Genomic DNA, 18,041 nt, shown 5'->3' with positions numbered 1-18,041 from the left:
ACCTTCCTTTTTTAAATCAATTATTTTATTACTACTAAAATTTTCCCAAATCGTTTTTAATAAGCTTTCTTGTATCTCTCATATCTACTCTATATTTAGGTGCATAATTCAATAGTATCTGCAAGGATTTTTCATTATCACTATAACTTTCATATAGTTTTATTAAACCTGTAGAAAATTCGCTTAACCATAGTAGTGTTTTTAGGTTATAACTAGAATTATTAAAATAATCAGGATTTATTTTTTCTACTTCCTCACTAAAGTATTTACTTATTCCATATATAGAAGAATAACAAATCATATTATCTATTTCTACAGGAATATCGGGTTTACTAATACAATATTTAGAAAACTTTTTTATATAATTTTTATATTGGAAAACTTTCTCTGTTAATTCATTTCCTTTTTCTGTTAGGGAATATATAAACTTATCCTTTATAAATTTATTTTTTTTACTTATTTTTATATAATCCGACTCAACTAATTTTAAAAAAGAATTATCTTTCATATTAATTATATATTTTTGAAATCTCTTAGGATTAATTTTAAACCACTTTGTTAACCCATAAGAATTAAAATAATTATTATTTTTTGAAAGTTCTAAAAATATATTAAAAAACTCCCTTTCAAAACCTCCTATTTTTCCTATCTTCTTATTAAGTATTTCAAAATCTACCCTTTTATTATGAATAGAAATATTGGGATTATAATTTATTTTAATCCTTTTTTCTAAAACCCATTTTAAAAAATAATAATTTATATAATTTTTTATACTATATAAATTATTTTCTCTAAAAATTATATATAAATCTTCAATATTTTCCTTATAGGGAAATTCTTCATATATACCATAATAGTTTTTTCTTACCCTTAACTTATTTTCCAGTTCCATTTATAACCTCTAAAAAATTTAAGCAAATTCATTTTTTATACTTCTTAAAAATAGATTTTCAATTTCTTCTTTAGCATCTCTCTTATTAAAACATACATTATAAACAGCTTCTGTTATTGGTAAATCAACCTTATATTCCTCTTTTAACTTCATCATAGCCTTAGAGGTATAATAACCTTCAGCTAATTTTTCAAACTTTTCTCCCTTTACTAAACTCTCTCCAAATTTTCTATTATTTGAAAATTGCGAGAAAACTGTAGCTTCATAATCACCTAAATGGCAAAGGCCATATGCTGAAAATGGATTTCCACCCATTTTTTCTATTAAACGAGAAACTTCTCTAGTTCCTCTACTCATTAAAGCGCCTTTTAATGAAGTTAACCCTAAACCATCTAAAGCTCCGGCAGCAATACCGATTACATTTTTAGCCGCAGCACCTATTTCATTTCCTAATAAATCATTTCCGTAATAAAACCTAATTAAAGGACTGCTAAACTTTTCAACTAAAAACTTTTTACAAGCTTCGTTTTTAGAATCAATTACCATACAATTTGGTACTCCCTTATAGAACTCCTGAACATGACCAGGACCTAACCAAACTGCAATTCTATTAGAATAATCTACATTGGCTTCAGCAATTTCACTTAATCTTTCAGTTGACTCTATTTCTATTCCCTTCATACAAAGAACAAATATTTTATCTTTTAAGTCATATTCTTTTAGTTCTTCAAGGACATTTCTAAAAACTTGAGCTCCAACTGAAATAACTATAATTTCAGAATCCTTAGTAACTGATAAATCACTTGAAAGTTCAATGCTTTCAGGTAATTCTATCATTCCATTTGTTCTTGTATTTTTAAACTGCTGAAATTTCTTAGAACTTTCCCTACCATATAAAATCACATTATTTCCTATTTTATTTAAATACCAGGCTATAAAAGATCCCCATCTTCCACAACCTATTACAGTTATCTTCATTGCTCCTCCTAATTTTATATATGTAAGTATATTATAACAAAAAAAGGAACCAATAAATTGATTCCTTCCCTTTTAACCGAATATTAAATTTATGATTAATAGCATTATAAAACCTACAGCCCAAGCTATTGTTGATGTTACAGACCAAATTTTTATTTGTTCTTTTGCATCTACAATTCCTAAGGATCTGTTTACAACCCAGAAGAAACTATCGTTAAAGTGACTAAAGAACAAGGAGCCTATACAAGCGGATAATGTAGCAAAAACCGGATCAACATTTAAAGACACCATAATCGGAGCTGTTATAGATGCTGCTGTTAACATTGCAACTGTTCCACTACCTTGAATGAATCTCATTAAAGTAGCTATTAAAAAAGGTAAAAATATTGGAGGAATTGGAGAATTTGCTATAAATCCTGCTATATATTCACCAACACCACTGTCTCTTAAAACTTGACCTAAGGCTCCCCCACCACCAGTTACTAATATAATAATTCCGGCAGATTGTATACCTTTTTCCATGTCGCTAATTACAAAACTTCTATCTAATCCCTTAGTTAAAGTCAATATTGCAATAACTAATCCAATACCTACTGCTACAATTGGAGTTCCAAAAAATACTAAAATTCCACCTATTGTACCCTCAATTTTCATTGCTGTTGACACAGTATTTAAAAGTATTAATATAATTGGTACAACAATTGGAGCAAAGGAAGTAAATACTCCTGGAAGACCTTCTTCTGAATATTCTATAGGTTTTTTCTCTAATTCTTCCCTATTTTCAGGTCTTATCCACTCTTGAGCATCGTCACCCGGTAACTGATAAATTTGTTTTCCCATATATTTAGCATATATTAATGATGAAATCATCATTGGTATTGCAACAACTATCCCCCATAATATAACACTTCCTACATTTGCACCAAATATACCTGCCGCACCAACTGGACCTGGAGTAGGCGGTACTAAACTATGAGTTATAACAAGTCCTGAAGCAAGTGCTATTCCCAATGATATTACAGATTTTTTTGTTTGTTTTGACAAAGCTTTCGCTAATGGTGAGAGAATAACAAAACCTGAATCACAGAAAATAGGTATTGAAACTAAAAATCCTGTTACAGATAAAGCTGCTTCTTCTCTACCTTTGCCGAATAATTTTATAAAAGTATAAGCCATTCTTGTAGCCGCACCACTGGTTTCAAAAATTTGGCCCATCATTACTCCAAAGCCAATAATTATACCAATACTACCTAATGTACTTCCAAATCCATTTGTTATTGCCGTCAAAACATCATTTTGAGGCATTCCTCCAACTACACCTATAAAAATCGAAGCCAATATTAAAGCTAAAAATGTATGAATCTTTGTCTTTAATATTAAAAATACTAATAATATAATTCCTATTATTAATGCTGCAACCATTCTTTCCATAATTTATTCCTCCTAGCTATTAAAATAAGGAGCATATTTTGCAGCAAGTTTTACCGCTTCTATCATACTTACAGCTGAAGCTATGTTTTTCCCTGCTATATCATACGCTGTTCCATGATCTACACTAGTTCTTAAAAAAGGCATAGAATTAGTAATAGAAATTGTTTTTTCAAAATTATATGTTTTTGTAGCAATATGTCCTTGATCATGATAAAGACTTAAAACACATGCATATTGACCTTGTAACGCTTGATGAAATACAGAATCAGCTCCTATCGGTCCTACAACATCATAACCTTCCTTTTGTGCCTGTTCTATTGCCGGTGTTATTTCTTCAACTTCCTCCATTCCAAAAAGTCCATGTTCTCCAGAGTGAGGGTTTAATCCTGCTACTGCCATTTTTCCTTTAACACCAAGTTTGTTTAAAGCCTCTGTGCATCTTCTAATATATTCCAGTACTCTATCATATTTAACAACATCTATTGCATCTCTTAAAGAAAGATGTCTTGACAAAAAGAACACTCTTAAATTTTCAACTTCAAACATAGTTAATGGATCATGAACTCCTGAAATATCTTCTAACATTTCTGTATGACCTATATATGGTATGTTGGCAGCTCTTAAGGATTCTTTATTAATAGGAGTTGTAGCTATTGCATCAACCTCTTTTGCCATTGCTAATTCTCCAACTACTTTAATATATTGATAAGATGCATTACCACAAGTAGCATTTACTTTCCCAAATTCAAAATCTTCTTTAATTAAGCCTAAATCTATTAAATCAATAGTACCCTTTTCAAACTTCGCTTCAGAAACTTTCTCTATTATATTAATATTCATATTAATTCCAGTTACTTCTATTGCTTTTTCTACTACATATTTATCACCTACTAGAATTAAATTACAATTATTAATTGTTTCATCATCATTAAATGTTTTTATTGTTATTTCAGGTCCTATTCCAGCTGGATCTCCTAAAGGTATTCCTATAATTGGTTTCATATTTACTCCTCCTTATTCTTCTCCTAAAGTATTTTTTAATTTTTCTAAACATAATTTCATTGCATTTTTATCTCCAACCATTCCACCTTTGCTTATAATTCTTAAATTGGGAATTTCCCCACCAATTAATCTACCATAAGCAGCTAATGGAATAATTTCTTCCCTTATTTCAACCATATTTGAATTAAGTTCCTTTATTAATTCAACTGTTACATCTCCACCACTTGAAAATACACCTGCAAAAGAAAAATCTTTTACTAATAATTTTGCAGCTATTTCACCTAAACCATGAGAAATCATAATTGAAATATCATCTATAGGCATATTGGTTTCTTTTGAAATTTCAGTTAAATCCAATCTTTTATCACTTGGCTGATAGGGTGTAGTTGTAATAAGTAAAAAATCCTCTTCTTGTAAAAATTTTTCCCCTTCTTTTACAGCCCTATTTATTTCAGATTTATAAGTGTCAATTCCAACTAATTTTAAAGGGTCTATTTTTAAAATATTAATTGGATAACTAAATATTAATTCTTTTATTTGTTCTATAGTAATATCTGTTACTGAGCCTACAACCATTAAAACCTTACTGAATATTTCTTCTTTTTCTAAATATATCTCTGCTAATTTACAAGTAAATGGTCCTGGATCAACGGAAATAAATTTTATTTTACTATTAATAACTGCCTTAGCAATTATTTCTAAATGTTTGTCTGTAAATCCATCAAACAATAATAATTTTGTATTATTGTTATATTTTTCTAAAATAATCTTTTCTAAATAATCAGAGCCCTTTTCAATATCTTCTAAATAAATGCTGTCTATTTTACGATTAAATTGTTTCTTAAAAAGTGTTTCTACATTAGATGAATCAACAGGCGTCTTAGTGTCCTTGCCGGCATCGGTATTTATTAATAAAGACCCGTTTACCACCATAGTACCATTTAAAACAACTCTATCTGTTGATGGATATATAGGAACACATACTGCCATATATTCATCATCTAAAGAATCTAACATAGCTATAGTTTCTATTCCGATATTTCCTCTTAAAGTTGAATCTATTCTTTTACTAAAAAAAACTACATCATTATTTTTAAACTTAGACATGGCTTTTTTTACAATATCGTATGCTTCTTTTTTAAACATAGCTCTTGAATCAGTAGAAATTGCTATAGCTTGAATATTTTCATTTTCTTTATAATTATCTACCGATAAAACGCTTGCACTACTAATGCCTATTTTTTTCATAAGTGAACAATTTGCATTAGCCCCTGTTAAATCATCTGCTATCATTACGTATTCGGGCATAGTAACTCCTTTATGCTATTATTACCTTAATTCTATTTTCTAAAAAATATTTATTATTTTCATAATTTATATTTTTTTCAGTTATTAATACATTAAATTCTTTCATATCAGCTATGAAATATAGACTATTTTTATTAAATTTAGAACTATCTGCAAGAAGAATTTTTTCATTAGAATTTTGTAAAACAATTTTTTTATATTCAACCTTCCCCATAGTTGGAGTATATAATCTATAGTTACTGTCTATATATGAAATTCCTAAAAAACATTTATCAAAATGCAACATTTCTATATTATTTTTTGCAATATAGCCTTGAGTGCTATAGGTTGCCTTAGAAACGTTTCCCCCAATAAAAATCATATTTATATCTTCTCTATTCATCATATAAAATGCGATACTTATATCATTTGTTACGACAGTTAAGTTTTTATATTCTTTTTCTAAAATACTTTCCATTAACATAAATGTTGTTGTTCCAGCATCTAAAAAAACTATATCCCCATCTTCAATAAGTTTATTTCCTTCAATAGCTATTCTTCTTTTTGCCCTTACATTTTCAATTTTCTTTCTCTCATATTTAGTTTCAATATAAGCAGGGTTTCTAGGATAAGCCCCTCCCTTTTCTCTTTTTACTAAATTCAATTCTTCTAAGGAGTTTAAATCTCTCCTTATAGTCATAGCGCTAACTGAAAAAACTTCTGCTAATTTAGTAACAGTTGTAAAACCATTACTGTCTAAATATTTTTTAACCTCATTAATTCTTTTGTTTGTTTTCATAAGATGATCACCTTTGTAACAAATTGTATAAATAATTTTTATAAATGTCAATGGTCTTTTATTCATTTTTTAGCCAATAATACACATTTGTTATATAGTATAACGAATAATTATTCATAATATCTTATGTGTTATTTAAAATTATTTTTTTAAAAAGTTTACTAAACATTAATTGTTTGTTTTTTTGTTCGAATTATATTTTTTTATAATAATTTACTTTTAAAATTAAATTTAAAACATTTTAACAAAAACCTTTATACAGTTTTATTAAATTATATTAATAATATTTCTTTTTTAAATATTTTGTAATAATAGTATATTTCTAAATAAAATATTAATTAAAGAACAAAAAAAGTTGAAAGAACACTCTCTCAACTTTTCATATATTAATTAAAACTATATATTTTAAACAGAAATAATCTACAATTAGTATATTGCAATTGGTCCATAGGGACCTTCTATTATTTCTATTTTTGTTTCAAATACTTCTGTTAGAAGTTCCGGTTTCATAACCTCGTCTATTGTACCAAAAGCTACTATTTTACCATTTTTCATTGCACAAATTCTATCGGAATACTTTGTAGCAAAATTTATATCATGCATAACCGTTAATATTGTTCTTCCAAATTCATTAGCTGCGTATCTTAAATGTTCCATCATTTGAACAGAACGAGCTACATCAAGATTATTTAAAGGTTCATCTAAAAGAACATATTCAGTTTCTTGACATAAAACCATAGCTACATAAGCTCTTTGTCTTTGACCTCCTGAAAGCTCATCTAAATACCTATTTTCTAACTCCGTTAAGTGTAAAAAATCTATATATTTAGAAATAATAGCTTCATCTTCTTCTGTTAATCTTCCCTTTGAATAGGGAAAACGTCCAAATCCAACTAGTTGTCTAACAGTGAGTCTTGTAACAAAATGATTCTCTTGACGCAAAATAGTTAAAACTTTTGCCAAATCCTCTGATTTAACCTTAGAAACATCCATATTCGCCACTTCTATTTGACCTTCATCTATATTTAACAATCTTCCAATCATTAAAAGTGTTGTAGACTTTCCTGCACCGTTTGGTCCGATTAAAGAAGTAATACCAGCTTTTGGTATTTTAATATTTAATGGACCTATATTAACTTCACTACTATAGTTCTTTTTTGCATTATTAATTTTTATCATAAAGTTCCCTTTCTTAGCATTACAATTAAAAAAGTAATTCCACCAAACATTTCTATAATAATAGAAACTACTCCTTGTGCATTAAATACATGGTACATAAAAAAGTATGCACCTGTAATAATTAAAAATCCTATAACAAGAGCCATTGGAAAAATATACCTATGATCATATGTCGGTGCCACTTGATAGGTCATTGTTGCAACTAAAAAGCCATAGAAGGTAAGAGGTCCTACTAACGCTGTTGAAATTGACATTAATATTGAAACTAAAACAAGTGTATAAATAACTCCGGATTTATGATTTACTCCTAAAGTAGTGCTAGCATTTTTACCAAGGGACAGAACATTTAATTTTTTTGAGTAGGCAAATAAAAGAACTGCAACAATTAAAACTATTGGAATTGCTATTGGAAAATACTTTGGATCTGCATTGTTAACAGAACCAAATAACCTTGCCTGTAAAACATCAAATTCCGATGGAGCAAGAAGCCTACGCATAAAAGATGAAACAGATTTTAATCCTGTCCCAATAATAACTCCTATTAAAAGCATAAGTTGTAAATTTCCATATTTTCCGGAAAGTAACCAGCCATAAAGAATTAAGCACATAATAACCATAACAACTATTTGAAATAAGAAAAATCCTATACCCTTTGAGTTAATAAAAATAGTTAAACCACCAAAAAACATAGTTGCTGTGTGTATTGTTGAATATAATGCTTCAAACCCCAACAAAGATGGGGTAATAATCTTATTATTTGTACTGGATTGAAAAGCAACAGTAGAAAGACTTTGGCTTATAGCAGCAATAAGCATTGCAACTAAAGCTACTACCCTTCTTTTAACTACCGGTATAAATGATGGTGAATTTACAGGAACCGGATTGTTATAGACTAAAAGTCCATAGGAAAATACCACTCCCAATATTAATAATGTTATTAACAAAAACCAATATCTTCTTTCATCTTTTTTAGAGCGAAAGGCCTTAGCCGATCTATTTTCATTATGAGAATTTAAATTCAATTTTACACTTTTTCCTTTTTTATATGTTGTTTCGCTCATTTTGCCCTCCGTTGTTGTAGTAACATAATAATGAAAACAATAGCTCCTAAAGTACCAAGCATTAGGGATACAGGAACTTCAAATGGCATAATAATCGTTCTTGAAATAATATCACAAAGTGTAATAATTCCCATACCTAATACACAAACCCACGGTAAATTACTTCTAAGGTCATCCCCTCTATACATAGAAACAATATTAGGAACAATTAATCCTAAAAACGGTAAGTTCCCTATTACTGCCGCAACAATACCCACAATTAAAGAAATTATGCCAGTGCCAAGAATAACAATCTTATTATAATTAGCCCCAAGACTAGTTGCTATATCCTCACCTAGACCTGCCAAGGTCAATCTATCTGCATAAAAGAAAATTAAAATCGTAGCAATAACAATAAACCACAAATATTCATATCTTCCGATTTGTACAGGAGCAAAGGATCCAACAAACCAGGTTTCAATATTTTGTGTCATTTGAAAAACCAAACCTATAAAAGTAGAGATTGCAGAAATTACAGCTCCTAACATCATACCTATAATAGGTACAATTAAAGATGAACGAAGCTTAACCTTTCTTAAAAATAAAAAGAAAATCATAGTTCCTATAAAAGAAAAAATAATTGCACCTGTCATTCTTAACACTAAAGATGGTGCAGGAAAAATCAAATATACGAAGATTAGGCCTAAACCTGCCCATTCTATTGTTCCTGTTGTAGTAGGTTCTACAAGTCTATTCTGTGTAATAAGTTGGGTGACAAGACCGGAAATAGACATTGCCGCACCTGTTAACATCAATGCAGCTGTTCTGGGAACTCTTGTTATAAAAAACATATCCATTCCATCTTCCTGTCCTTGTAAATCATAGACACCTGTAAACAAAGATATTATTCCTAATATAAAAACAAGAATTATGGCCAATATAAAAGATTTTGTCCATAATTTGTTTTTATTATTATTTAGAGGCTGAGTTCTCTCAGCCCCAGTTGTCATTTTCATTCTTCTTCCATACTCCTTCATATTACTTCTTTAAAGAATTTGACATATTTTCAAATAATTCTATATAAGTTTGTATTGATTCATTTGTATAAGTATCTTGTGGTGCATATAATATTTTACCTTCAGAAACAGCTTTAGTATTTTTAAGAGCTGGTGAATTATCTATTACATCTTGAGCAGGAACTGAATCTTCTGATGAAGAAGTTGCTGCATCACGGTCAAGAACAAAAATCCAATCAGGATTACTTTCTGCTATAGCCTCAACAGAAATATCATCTCCTTTATGATCGGAACTAGAACCATCAATTTCTAAAGCAGATTTCCATCCAAAAATTTCATACATAGGTCCCCAAACACGTCCTGATGTTGGAGCTGAAAAACCAATTTCCCCACCTGAAACTACAACACTCATAATTGTATCTGTTCCATTATATGCATTTTTAGCATCTTCTATAGCTTTATCAAAATCGGCTACTAATTTTTCCGCCTCTTCATTTTTTTCAAATATTTTTCCTAATGATTTCGTAGCATTCTCAAGTCCATTTACTAAACTTTCTCCTGCTGCTCCATTTTCACCGGAAACATCAAAGCCAAGATCAATAACAACAGCGTCTGGAACTAAGGCTTTTATTTCTTCATAAAAACTGCTAAATCTTTGTCCTACAATTACTAGTTCAGGATTAACAGCTGCAATAATTTCAAGATTCGGTTCCCTGTGGTCTCCAATATTTTGTACCTTCTCATCGTTAACATATGATAATTCCTTTGGCATAACTTCTTTTGGCGCTGCAGCTAATTCAATATTCCAATTTGCTAATGTTTCAAAAGTTCTATTATCTAAAGAAACAACATTTTTTGGATTTACAGGCACCTCTACAGTACCGTGAATATCTTCTATTTCAACTGTCGAAGTATTTTTATTTTCAACTACTTCAGTAGTATTTTCAGCAGTTTCAACTTTTCCTGCATTTTCATTTGATGAACCACATCCTGTGACAATAACCATTAAAGCTATCATTAAAACAGATAATTTAAAAATTTTTTTATTTCCCATATATATTCTCCTTAATATTTATTAATAAATAATTATACTTTAAATGTAAATTCAACTATTTAATTTCTATAACAATTAAATAATATAAAAATAACCTATATTTAATTAATCCTCCTCCTTATTCTGTTTTAAAACAGAAATAAAATAATCAAATTTAAAATATTATTGATAACTAATATCAACAATGCTTATAATTATATATTCCAATTTAATATTTTTCAACTAAATTGATAAACATTTTCAAATAATAGTCAATAATTTATATCTTATATAGTTTTCTTATTATTTTTTCTGATATTTTATATATTTTATATTATTATGATTTTTTATAAAAAGTTATAATATATGAATTAAAATCCGGTATTAATCTTAAAATATTTTTTTAACTCGGTTTATTATGTAGACTATAAAATATAATTTGAAATATTTTACCCAATAAAAAACCACAGACTTAAATATCACTTTAAGACTATGGTTAAATCTATTATTTTTCTAGACGTATTGTTTCTATAATATTTTTATTTTTAATTTTCGACAGGGAATACTGCATTGTAATCCAAGTTATTGCAAATACTACAACTATACTTATAAGTATCATTAACCAAGGTAGTTTGTAGGGAATTGGAAATGCAGTTCTAATGGATTTACTAATTAAATAGGTGAATAATATTCCTACAGGTAGTCCAATAGCTAAGGATTTATAGGAGTACATAATACTTTCTAAATTTAACATCCGTTTTAATCCTTCTGGAGTCATACCTACACTTTGTAGAACAGCAAACTCCTTAGAACGTACCCTTACATTAGTAGCCATTGTGCTAATTATATTAGTAAGTCCTATTAAGGCCAGTAAGGCTATAAAACTATATAAAAAAACTGTTGCTAGAACAATAGGTATATTCATTACTTTCATAAAATCATCAGTTTTATAAACACTGGTTCTATATCCTAATTCTCCATATTCATAAACATAGGTTTCAGGAAAGACTTCATTCATAACTCCATTGGCATAATCTATAAATCCATCAATATCCTTCGGAGTAGAAAACCAATTATACCCTCTCATTTCTCCTTGTGGTACTACTAATCGCACTATATTTGTATTTGGTACAAATAACTCCCTTGGTATTTCCTCTCTATTTAACTCACCGTGGACTTTAATTTCTTTTATTGAGCCATTTCCTTCTATAAGCTTAAAATTCTTATCTTTAATTTCAAAAGGCTTAATGGAAGCCTGCTTTCCATTATCATTATAGTCATAATAGTTTAAAAGTATATTTGAACCAATGGAAACTCCAGCTTTTTCACATAATTTCTCATAATTTTCCTTATCTACTGTTATAAGTTCCGCTGATAATTCATTATCTGTAATTTCAGATTCTTTTAATACTTCTTTTATAATAGGCCTTAAATTTCCCTTTGGAACAAGGGCATTATAGGTTTCCATATCACCTCCATAAGCAAATATTCTCGTATTATTATATTCTCTTAGTTTTTCTGTAATTTCATCTCCTAGCTCACTATTAATCGGTTCTACTATATTAGCACCTTCTTCTCCGGTTTTTTCACTAATATAGTTATCTACCATAGATGTATAATCAACTATAACTGCAGCATCATTATCCAATGACATCATTTTCATTAAGCTATTAACTTGATTACTTAAAAAACCAAGGTTAATAAATAAAATAACTCCAACTGTTAAAGAAATTACTGTAGAGCGAAGATTTCTTTTACTTCGCTTCATATTCTTAGCCGCAAGAACTCCTTCAAATCCAAATATTTTTCCAATAAGAGGATTGGTTTTCACCATCTTCCTTTCAAGTTTAACCTCTCCTTTTCCCCTTATACTGTCTATAGCATAGGATTTTGCAGCTTTCCGTGCTGGCAGCCAAGCTGATAGTAGTATGGTAGAAAAGGAAATCACTGTAGCAATGACTAAAGCCTGCCATGATATTATAAAATCAAAAACTATAATAAGCTTATGCATCATAATATGTGCCAAACTATTTAATTCACCTAGAAAATGGTTTGCTACTTGAACTCCAAGAAAGGCTAAAAATAATCCAAATAATATTCCTAATGGAATTGAAACCAAGGATATAAAGATACTCTCAGACATAACTGTAGAAACAATTTGTTTTTTTGTTGCTCCAACACTTTTTAATATTCCAAATTGAGTGGTTCTCTCTCCTGCACTTACTCTAAAGGCATTGGAGATTACAGCTACGGACATGGCCACAATTATTATACTTAAAATTCCAACCGGTATAGCTACAGTAGCCATAATTTTAAAATTATTTGTAGCCTTGTTTGCATCTAAAAAGTCCTTAATTAAAGCATAACCACTGGCTCCAAAACTACAAACTGCTGTAATTAAAGCAGTTGAAAGAATAACTCCCACCATTGTCCAAAAAGTTCTTAAACGATTTACCTTTAACTGACTGTAGGCTAGTTTTGCTGTTATTTTCACTGTTTAATCACCTCGTCCCTAAGGATTTTACCGTCCTCTATTGTAATTATCCTATCGGCTTGTAAGGCAATTTTTTCATCATGGGTAATTAAGAGTAAGGTTTGATTATACCTATTATTGGCGAATTTTAAAAGTTCTACAATTTCACGACTTGATTTACTGTCAAGATTTCCTGTCGGCTCATCTGCTAAAATTACTGCGGGGTCGTTAATAAGCGCTCTTCCAATAGAAGCTCTTTGTTGTTGACCTCCTGACAATTCACCTGGTAAATGCTTGGAACGGTTTGTTAAACCTATGGTTTCTAAAACCGATTTTAATTTAGCTTCATCAGGTTTTCTATTATCGAGAAGTCTTGGTAACATAATATTTTCTTCAGCTGTTAATGTAGGAATTAAATTATAAAACTGGTAAATTATCCCTATATTTCTCCTACGAAATATTGCCAGTTCACTTTCTGTAGATTTATATATATCATTACCATCAACAAGTACTTTTCCCGATGTTGGACGGTCCACCCCTCCAATTAAATGCATTAATGTTGATTTTCCTGAACCCGAAGCTCCTATTATAGCTACAAATTCTCCTTTTCTTACATTAAAACTAACATTATCCAATGCAGTAACAATATTGTCACCTTTTCCGTATATTTTAGTTAGTCCTTCGACTTGTAATATTGTCATTTTCTTCCTCCTTTTATTTCTAAAGCTATTTTAACAAGCCTAAATGACTATAAAGTGACTCCTTTTATTTGAAAATGACAATTTAGTCACTTAAAGAATTTTAAGGTAAATGTAGCCCCCTTACCTTTTCCTCCACCATCAACATCTATATCGCCATTTTGTCCTCTTATAATAGCAAGGGCAAGGGGTAGTCCAATTCCGTAACTTTTTTCACTTACTGTTCCTTCAAATCGTTTAAATAAATTTGCTATTTCAAGGTTTGTTATCCCATTTCCACTATCACTAACAGAAATCCAAGTAGCTATGGGATTTTCTCCAAACTCTATTACAATATTTTTTCCAGCAGGAGAATATTCAGAAGCATTTTTAATAATATTAGTTAAAGCCTCAGCAGTCCATTTCCTATCACAAGTTAAAGTGATATCCCCTAAAATTTCAACATTTTGATTTTTCAAATCCAGTAAAATTTCAAGAGGCTCTAAAGATAATCCAATTAATTTCCTTCCCTTTATTTTTTCTCTTGAAAACTCAACAGCTCCCGCATCCAGCTTGGCCATTTTTAGAAGTACAGAAACAAGCCACTCCATTTGAGCAAGTCCTATTTTTATATTTGATATAAACTCCAACTGTTTATCCTTTGGTGCATTTTCAAGTAAATCTGCCATAACCATCATAGAAGTAAGAGGTGTTTTTAACTGATGGGAAATATTTGCTAAAGTTTCTGACATTAAATCTCTCTCGTTATGAAAAGAGTTCACTTCCTCATTTTTTAAAGTAGCAAGAGTATAAATATCATTTTTAAGAATTCCAAAAGGCCCTTCTTTATTATCGCGAATATCAATCATATTTCCGTCTATAATCCTTCTTATATTCTTAGATAGGTTTAGAATTTCTTTCTTGCTAATCCACACGATAGCCAATCCCCCTTACTGTTTCAATTCTTATATCATCTCCAAGTTTTTCTCGTAGACGTTTTATATATACTGTTAAAGTATTGTCCTCTACAAAATTACCTGTTGAATCCCAAATATTTTCTATTATTTGATTACGCGTAAGCATTTGTCCCTTATTTAATGCAAAAACTAATAATAATCTATACTCTAATGCTGTAAGCTCTATTAATTTTTCACCTTTGAAAACTTTCCCAGCAGATGTATCAATTGTTACATTATCTATATATAAATAAGGAGATTGTTTTTTATAACCCTTGTGTATACTTAAAGTTCGTTTTACCCTAGCTAGTAATTCCCTTAAACGAAATGGCTTAGTTACATAATCATCGGCACCACTTTCAAAAGCACGAACAATATTTCCTTCATCATCAACTACTGTTAAAAAAATTATGGCAGTATTTTCCAAATTCTCTCTTACATCAAAACCACTTCCATCAGGTAATTGCATATCTAGTATTGCCAAGTCAAATTTATCCTTTTCTATTGTGTCTCTAGCTTCTTTTACGGATTTACAGTGTAGAATCCTATAGCCTTCTTGTTCAAAAGCATATACCAATCCAGAAGCTATCAAACTATCATCTTCAACTAACAAAATCTTTTCCAAAAAAATTCTTCCTCTCTATATTCTTATTATTTTTTAAGACAAATTTACCAAATTAATCTCATTATACATTATTACCAATATTATTTTATTAAAATATGAAATGCCATGAATAAATTATTCATGACATTAATTTTTTTAAGACTATTTTCTTATAATTCTAATATGTAAGCCACTTTAATTTTTTTATAAAACTATATATTATTAATTAACTCTGCTGTTTTTTCAATATTTTTATCCTGCATTCCAATTTCTCTAGCTTCCAGTTTTTCCGCCATTTTCACTATTTGTTTATCTATAAATCCCATACCCTCTAATTGAATTTCACCACCAAAATTAATTCTATCCCTAACATGAGATAGTAATTCATTAGAAAAGTTTCCAACTAAAAACTCATCTAATTTATTAGGTGTTGTACAACATAAAAATAGTATAACTTTCTTTTTTAACAATAATTTTAAATATTTTTTACAAAAGTTTCTAACTTCTTTTAAAGCCTTTCCCATATATATTGGACTTCCAATTATAACTGTATCGTAAGTACCTAAATCCACTAATTTATCTTTCTTAAGATTTATAATTTCAACATTATAATCTATCCTATTCTCTAAATATTTTACACATTTTTCCGTACACCCGTATTTACTTGAATATACTATTAAAACATTCATTTTTTTTCAACCTCCCTAGAGGAATTTATTAAAGCATTTTCTATTGCCTTTAAAATACTATTGCTACTATAGGTAGCAGAAGAAACAGCATCTACCTTTAATGATTGATTTTTAATTATATCAGCTATTATAGACTCCGCTTTTTTTCCTAAACCATTATCGTGTTGAAGAATTTCTATTTCCCTTATTTCTCCGTTTAAAACACTAACAGCTAATTTTACCTTAATAAGACTATTGTTTACATATCCAATGTACTCTCCATCTTCTACAGACTTAATTTCTATATCTTCTATAGGATAAATAATAGGTAATGATGATTTCCCTAATTTAAAAATTAAAATCCCACAAATACAAACTATTAAGGCAATAGAAAATATTATAAATTTTAATTTTCTTTTCACTCTAATCTCTTTCCCTGTATAATAGTCCATCAAGTAATAATCTTGAATATTTATCTACTAAATTATCCCAATTATCATCTTCATATAGTCGATTTTCTATGGCATTCATAGAAAATCCTATTAAGGATGAAATAATCATAAGTGGCATAAATTCTTCAATTTTTGAAAAGACTTTTTCTTCTTGACCTTTTACCAATAAATTTCCAAGCATATCAATTCCGGTTATTTCTTGATCTTCCCTTTCATTTCTTGGCCCTAACATTGCACTAGTTCCACTTCTAATAACTGCCCTTCCCATTTCCGGATTATCTGTAATGCTATAAATAAACTCTTTAAAGGAAAGTTCTATTTGTTTTTCTATTGATAGATTTTTATTATTCTCCAGGACATTTTTTATATTCTTAACTATTTTTTCATAAATCCCTATTGAAATATCTTCAACTATTTCATTCTTATCCTTATAGTATAAATAAATTGTCGTTGCAGAATATTCTATTTTATCAGCTATTTTTCTCATGGATAGTTTATCGTAACCATCTTCTAGGATTATTTTTACACTAGCATTTAGTATAAGCTTACGCATTTTTTCTTTTTCATTTTCCCTACGTTTTTTACTAACCACTTAACCACCTCAACTTAACACCGTTATTTTACTTAACACTGTTAATATATTCCATTTATTATCTTTTGTCAACTTAATTACCAAATTAAAACATAAAAAAACTAGCCTTAGTCTTAAAACTTTGGCTAGTTTTTTTAATTTTACAATAATATTTAAATTTCTAGTTCAACTTTTACCCCTAAATGATCGGATATTTGCAATTCATCTTTAAAAACGACTTCATATTTTTTTACACCTACTTCTTCTGATAAAAATACAAAATCTATTCTTTTATTACTTGAATCGCCTTTCCAACCAGCAATTTCAGATTCAACTGTATATTCTCCAATTTTTTCCTTAGCTAAATTAAAAGAGTCATAGAAACCACTTTTTAATACTAAATCGTAGCCTTCATTTCTAATATTAGCATCATTATTAAAATCACCTGCTAATATAAATAAATCTGCCTTTATTTCATTTATAATTTCTCTTAATTTTTTCCATTCATATTGAAAGTTACCATCTTTCCACCAAGAAAAATGTAAAGTAAATGCCCAAATATCCTTATTCTTATATTGAATTTTTATTCCAGTTGCTTTTCTGGTTTCTATACTTTTATATTCTACTGAACTTGAAATGATTTTACTTTTTACTTCCAAAATAGGATTTAAAGATAATATTGCAATACCTTCATCATAAATATCATATCCAATATGGGTACTATCCCAAGTATAGTAATAATTTAAGCCTTTACTTTTCAATTCATCTTTTAATAGTAAACCGAAATTATTTTCTTTAAGTCTAGCTAATTCAACTATTTTTTTATCTTTTCTTTCTATTTTATTTGCAGAAATACTTTGATTAACCTCTTGAAGAAAAATAATATCATATTTTTCTTCAAGAATATTATCTACAAATATATTAAATTTTTCTTTTTGATTTTTTTCTAACCAACTATGGGTATTTAATGTTAAAATTTTCAT

At 28.9% G+C, this 18,041-nt stretch carries 18 protein-coding genes; all 18 read right to left on the bottom strand.

The features are described 5' to 3' along the window. Window positions 1–34: 34 nt before the first annotated feature. Complete coding sequence (locus tag WAO56_RS10775; protein ID WP_422142930.1) at window positions 35–892, bottom strand: hypothetical protein; 858 nt, start codon at window positions 890–892, stop codon at window positions 35–37. Window positions 893–910: 18 nt separating this feature from the next. Continuing rightward, complete coding sequence (locus WAO56_RS10770) at window positions 911–1,870, bottom strand: NAD(P)H-dependent glycerol-3-phosphate dehydrogenase (RefSeq protein ID WP_422142929.1); 960 nt, start codon at window positions 1,868–1,870, stop codon at window positions 911–913. Window positions 1,871–1,942: 72 nt separating this feature from the next. After that, window positions 1,943–3,301 (bottom strand): GntP family permease, encoded by a 1,359-nt coding sequence (locus WAO56_RS10765; protein ID WP_422142928.1) that lies wholly within the window; start codon window positions 3,299–3,301, stop codon window positions 1,943–1,945. Between the two features lie 12 nt (window positions 3,302–3,313). After that, a complete protein-coding gene (pdxA, locus tag WAO56_RS10760) occupies window positions 3,314–4,303 on the bottom strand; it encodes a 4-hydroxythreonine-4-phosphate dehydrogenase PdxA (protein WP_422142927.1) in 990 nt (329 codons plus the stop codon). A gap of 12 nt (window positions 4,304–4,315) precedes the next feature. Then, a complete protein-coding gene (locus WAO56_RS10755; RefSeq protein ID WP_422146363.1) occupies window positions 4,316–5,611 on the bottom strand; it encodes a four-carbon acid sugar kinase family protein in 1,296 nt (431 codons plus the stop codon). A gap of 10 nt (window positions 5,612–5,621) precedes the next feature. Next, a complete protein-coding gene (locus WAO56_RS10750; RefSeq protein WP_422142925.1) occupies window positions 5,622–6,389 on the bottom strand; it encodes a DeoR/GlpR family DNA-binding transcription regulator in 768 nt (255 codons plus the stop codon). A gap of 426 nt (window positions 6,390–6,815) precedes the next feature. After that, window positions 6,816–7,568: an ABC transporter ATP-binding protein gene (locus WAO56_RS10745; protein ID WP_422142924.1), complete on the bottom strand. Its 753-nt coding sequence runs from the start codon at window positions 7,566–7,568 to the stop codon at window positions 6,816–6,818. Further along, on the bottom strand, window positions 7,565–8,629 hold the full coding sequence (locus WAO56_RS10740) for an iron chelate uptake ABC transporter family permease subunit (protein ID WP_422142923.1): 1,065 nt from the start codon (window positions 8,627–8,629) through the stop codon (window positions 7,565–7,567). Before WAO56_RS10740 ends, WAO56_RS10745 begins: the two co-directional genes overlap by 4 nt. After that, the gene (locus WAO56_RS10735; protein ID WP_422142922.1) at window positions 8,626–9,645 is read right to left on the bottom strand and encodes an ABC transporter permease; all 1,020 of its coding nucleotides are present in this window, start codon (window positions 9,643–9,645) and stop codon (window positions 8,626–8,628) included. The genes WAO56_RS10740 and WAO56_RS10735 overlap by 4 nt, the downstream gene beginning before the upstream one ends. Window position 9,646: 1 nt before the next feature. After that, complete coding sequence (locus WAO56_RS10730) at window positions 9,647–10,678, bottom strand: siderophore ABC transporter substrate-binding protein (RefSeq protein ID WP_422142921.1); 1,032 nt, start codon at window positions 10,676–10,678, stop codon at window positions 9,647–9,649. 484 nt (window positions 10,679–11,162) lie between these two features. Beyond that, a complete protein-coding gene (locus WAO56_RS10725; RefSeq protein WP_422142920.1) occupies window positions 11,163–13,151 on the bottom strand; it encodes an ABC transporter permease in 1,989 nt (662 codons plus the stop codon). Then, complete coding sequence (locus WAO56_RS10720; RefSeq protein ID WP_422142919.1) at window positions 13,148–13,831, bottom strand: ABC transporter ATP-binding protein; 684 nt, start codon at window positions 13,829–13,831, stop codon at window positions 13,148–13,150. Before WAO56_RS10720 ends, WAO56_RS10725 begins: the two co-directional genes overlap by 4 nt. Window positions 13,832–13,917: 86 nt before the next feature. After that, complete coding sequence (locus WAO56_RS10715) at window positions 13,918–14,742, bottom strand: sensor histidine kinase (protein WP_422142918.1); 825 nt, start codon at window positions 14,740–14,742, stop codon at window positions 13,918–13,920. After that, the gene (locus WAO56_RS10710; RefSeq protein WP_422142917.1) at window positions 14,732–15,388 is read right to left on the bottom strand and encodes a response regulator transcription factor; all 657 of its coding nucleotides are present in this window, start codon (window positions 15,386–15,388) and stop codon (window positions 14,732–14,734) included. The genes WAO56_RS10715 and WAO56_RS10710 overlap by 11 nt, the downstream gene beginning before the upstream one ends. Window positions 15,389–15,579: 191 nt before the next feature. Continuing rightward, on the bottom strand, window positions 15,580–16,056 hold the full coding sequence (locus WAO56_RS10705) for a flavodoxin domain-containing protein (RefSeq protein WP_422142916.1): 477 nt from the start codon (window positions 16,054–16,056) through the stop codon (window positions 15,580–15,582). Then, a complete protein-coding gene (locus WAO56_RS10700) occupies window positions 16,053–16,457 on the bottom strand; it encodes an FMN-binding protein (RefSeq protein ID WP_422142915.1) in 405 nt (134 codons plus the stop codon). The genes WAO56_RS10705 and WAO56_RS10700 overlap by 4 nt, the downstream gene beginning before the upstream one ends. A gap of 1 nt (window position 16,458) precedes the next feature. After that, on the bottom strand, window positions 16,459–17,079 hold the full coding sequence (locus tag WAO56_RS10695) for a TetR/AcrR family transcriptional regulator (RefSeq protein WP_422142914.1): 621 nt from the start codon (window positions 17,077–17,079) through the stop codon (window positions 16,459–16,461). A 152-nt stretch (window positions 17,080–17,231) separates the two neighbouring features. After that, the gene (locus WAO56_RS10690; protein WP_422142913.1) at window positions 17,232–18,041 is read right to left on the bottom strand and encodes an endonuclease/exonuclease/phosphatase family protein; all 810 of its coding nucleotides are present in this window, start codon (window positions 18,039–18,041) and stop codon (window positions 17,232–17,234) included.

This window comes from Miniphocaeibacter sp. (genome assembly GCF_049276255.1).
Classification (GTDB): Bacteria; Bacillota; Clostridia; order Tissierellales; family Peptoniphilaceae; genus Miniphocaeibacter.
The sequence above is the reverse complement of the archived record's forward strand: the minus strand, read 5'-3'. Positions and strand labels throughout refer to the sequence as shown.

What these genes read in the sequence shown, in the direction of transcription:
- WAO56_RS10765 (WP_422142928.1), bottom strand. Translation starts at nt 3,301, where the DNA reads ATGGAAAGAATGGTTGCAGCATTAATAATAGGAATTATATTATTAGTA.
- WAO56_RS10735 (WP_422142922.1), bottom strand. Translation starts at nt 9,645, where the DNA reads ATGAAGGAGTATGGAAGAAGAATGAAAATGACAACTGGGGCTGAGAGA.
- WAO56_RS10690 (WP_422142913.1), bottom strand. Translation starts at nt 18,041, where the DNA reads ATGAAAATTTTAACATTAAATACCCATAGTTGGTTAGAAAAAAATCAA.
- WAO56_RS10740 (WP_422142923.1), bottom strand. Translation starts at nt 8,629, where the DNA reads ATGAGCGAAACAACATATAAAAAAGGAAAAAGTGTAAAATTGAATTTA.
- WAO56_RS10775 (WP_422142930.1), bottom strand. Translation starts at nt 892, where the DNA reads ATGGAACTGGAAAATAAGTTAAGGGTAAGAAAAAACTATTATGGTATA.
- WAO56_RS10720 (WP_422142919.1), bottom strand. Translation starts at nt 13,831, where the DNA reads ATGACAATATTACAAGTCGAAGGACTAACTAAAATATACGGAAAAGGT.
- WAO56_RS10705 (WP_422142916.1), bottom strand. Translation starts at nt 16,056, where the DNA reads ATGAATGTTTTAATAGTATATTCAAGTAAATACGGGTGTACGGAAAAA.
- WAO56_RS10755 (WP_422146363.1), bottom strand. Translation starts at nt 5,611, where the DNA reads ATGCCCGAATACGTAATGATAGCAGATGATTTAACAGGGGCTAATGCA.
- WAO56_RS10770 (WP_422142929.1), bottom strand. Translation starts at nt 1,870, where the DNA reads ATGAAGATAACTGTAATAGGTTGTGGAAGATGGGGATCTTTTATAGCC.
- pdxA (WP_422142927.1), bottom strand. Translation starts at nt 4,303, where the DNA reads ATGAAACCAATTATAGGAATACCTTTAGGAGATCCAGCTGGAATAGGA.
- WAO56_RS10750 (WP_422142925.1), bottom strand. Translation starts at nt 6,389, where the DNA reads ATGAAAACAAACAAAAGAATTAATGAGGTTAAAAAATATTTAGACAGT.
- WAO56_RS10745 (WP_422142924.1), bottom strand. Translation starts at nt 7,568, where the DNA reads ATGATAAAAATTAATAATGCAAAAAAGAACTATAGTAGTGAAGTTAAT.
- WAO56_RS10730 (WP_422142921.1), bottom strand. Translation starts at nt 10,678, where the DNA reads ATGGGAAATAAAAAAATTTTTAAATTATCTGTTTTAATGATAGCTTTA.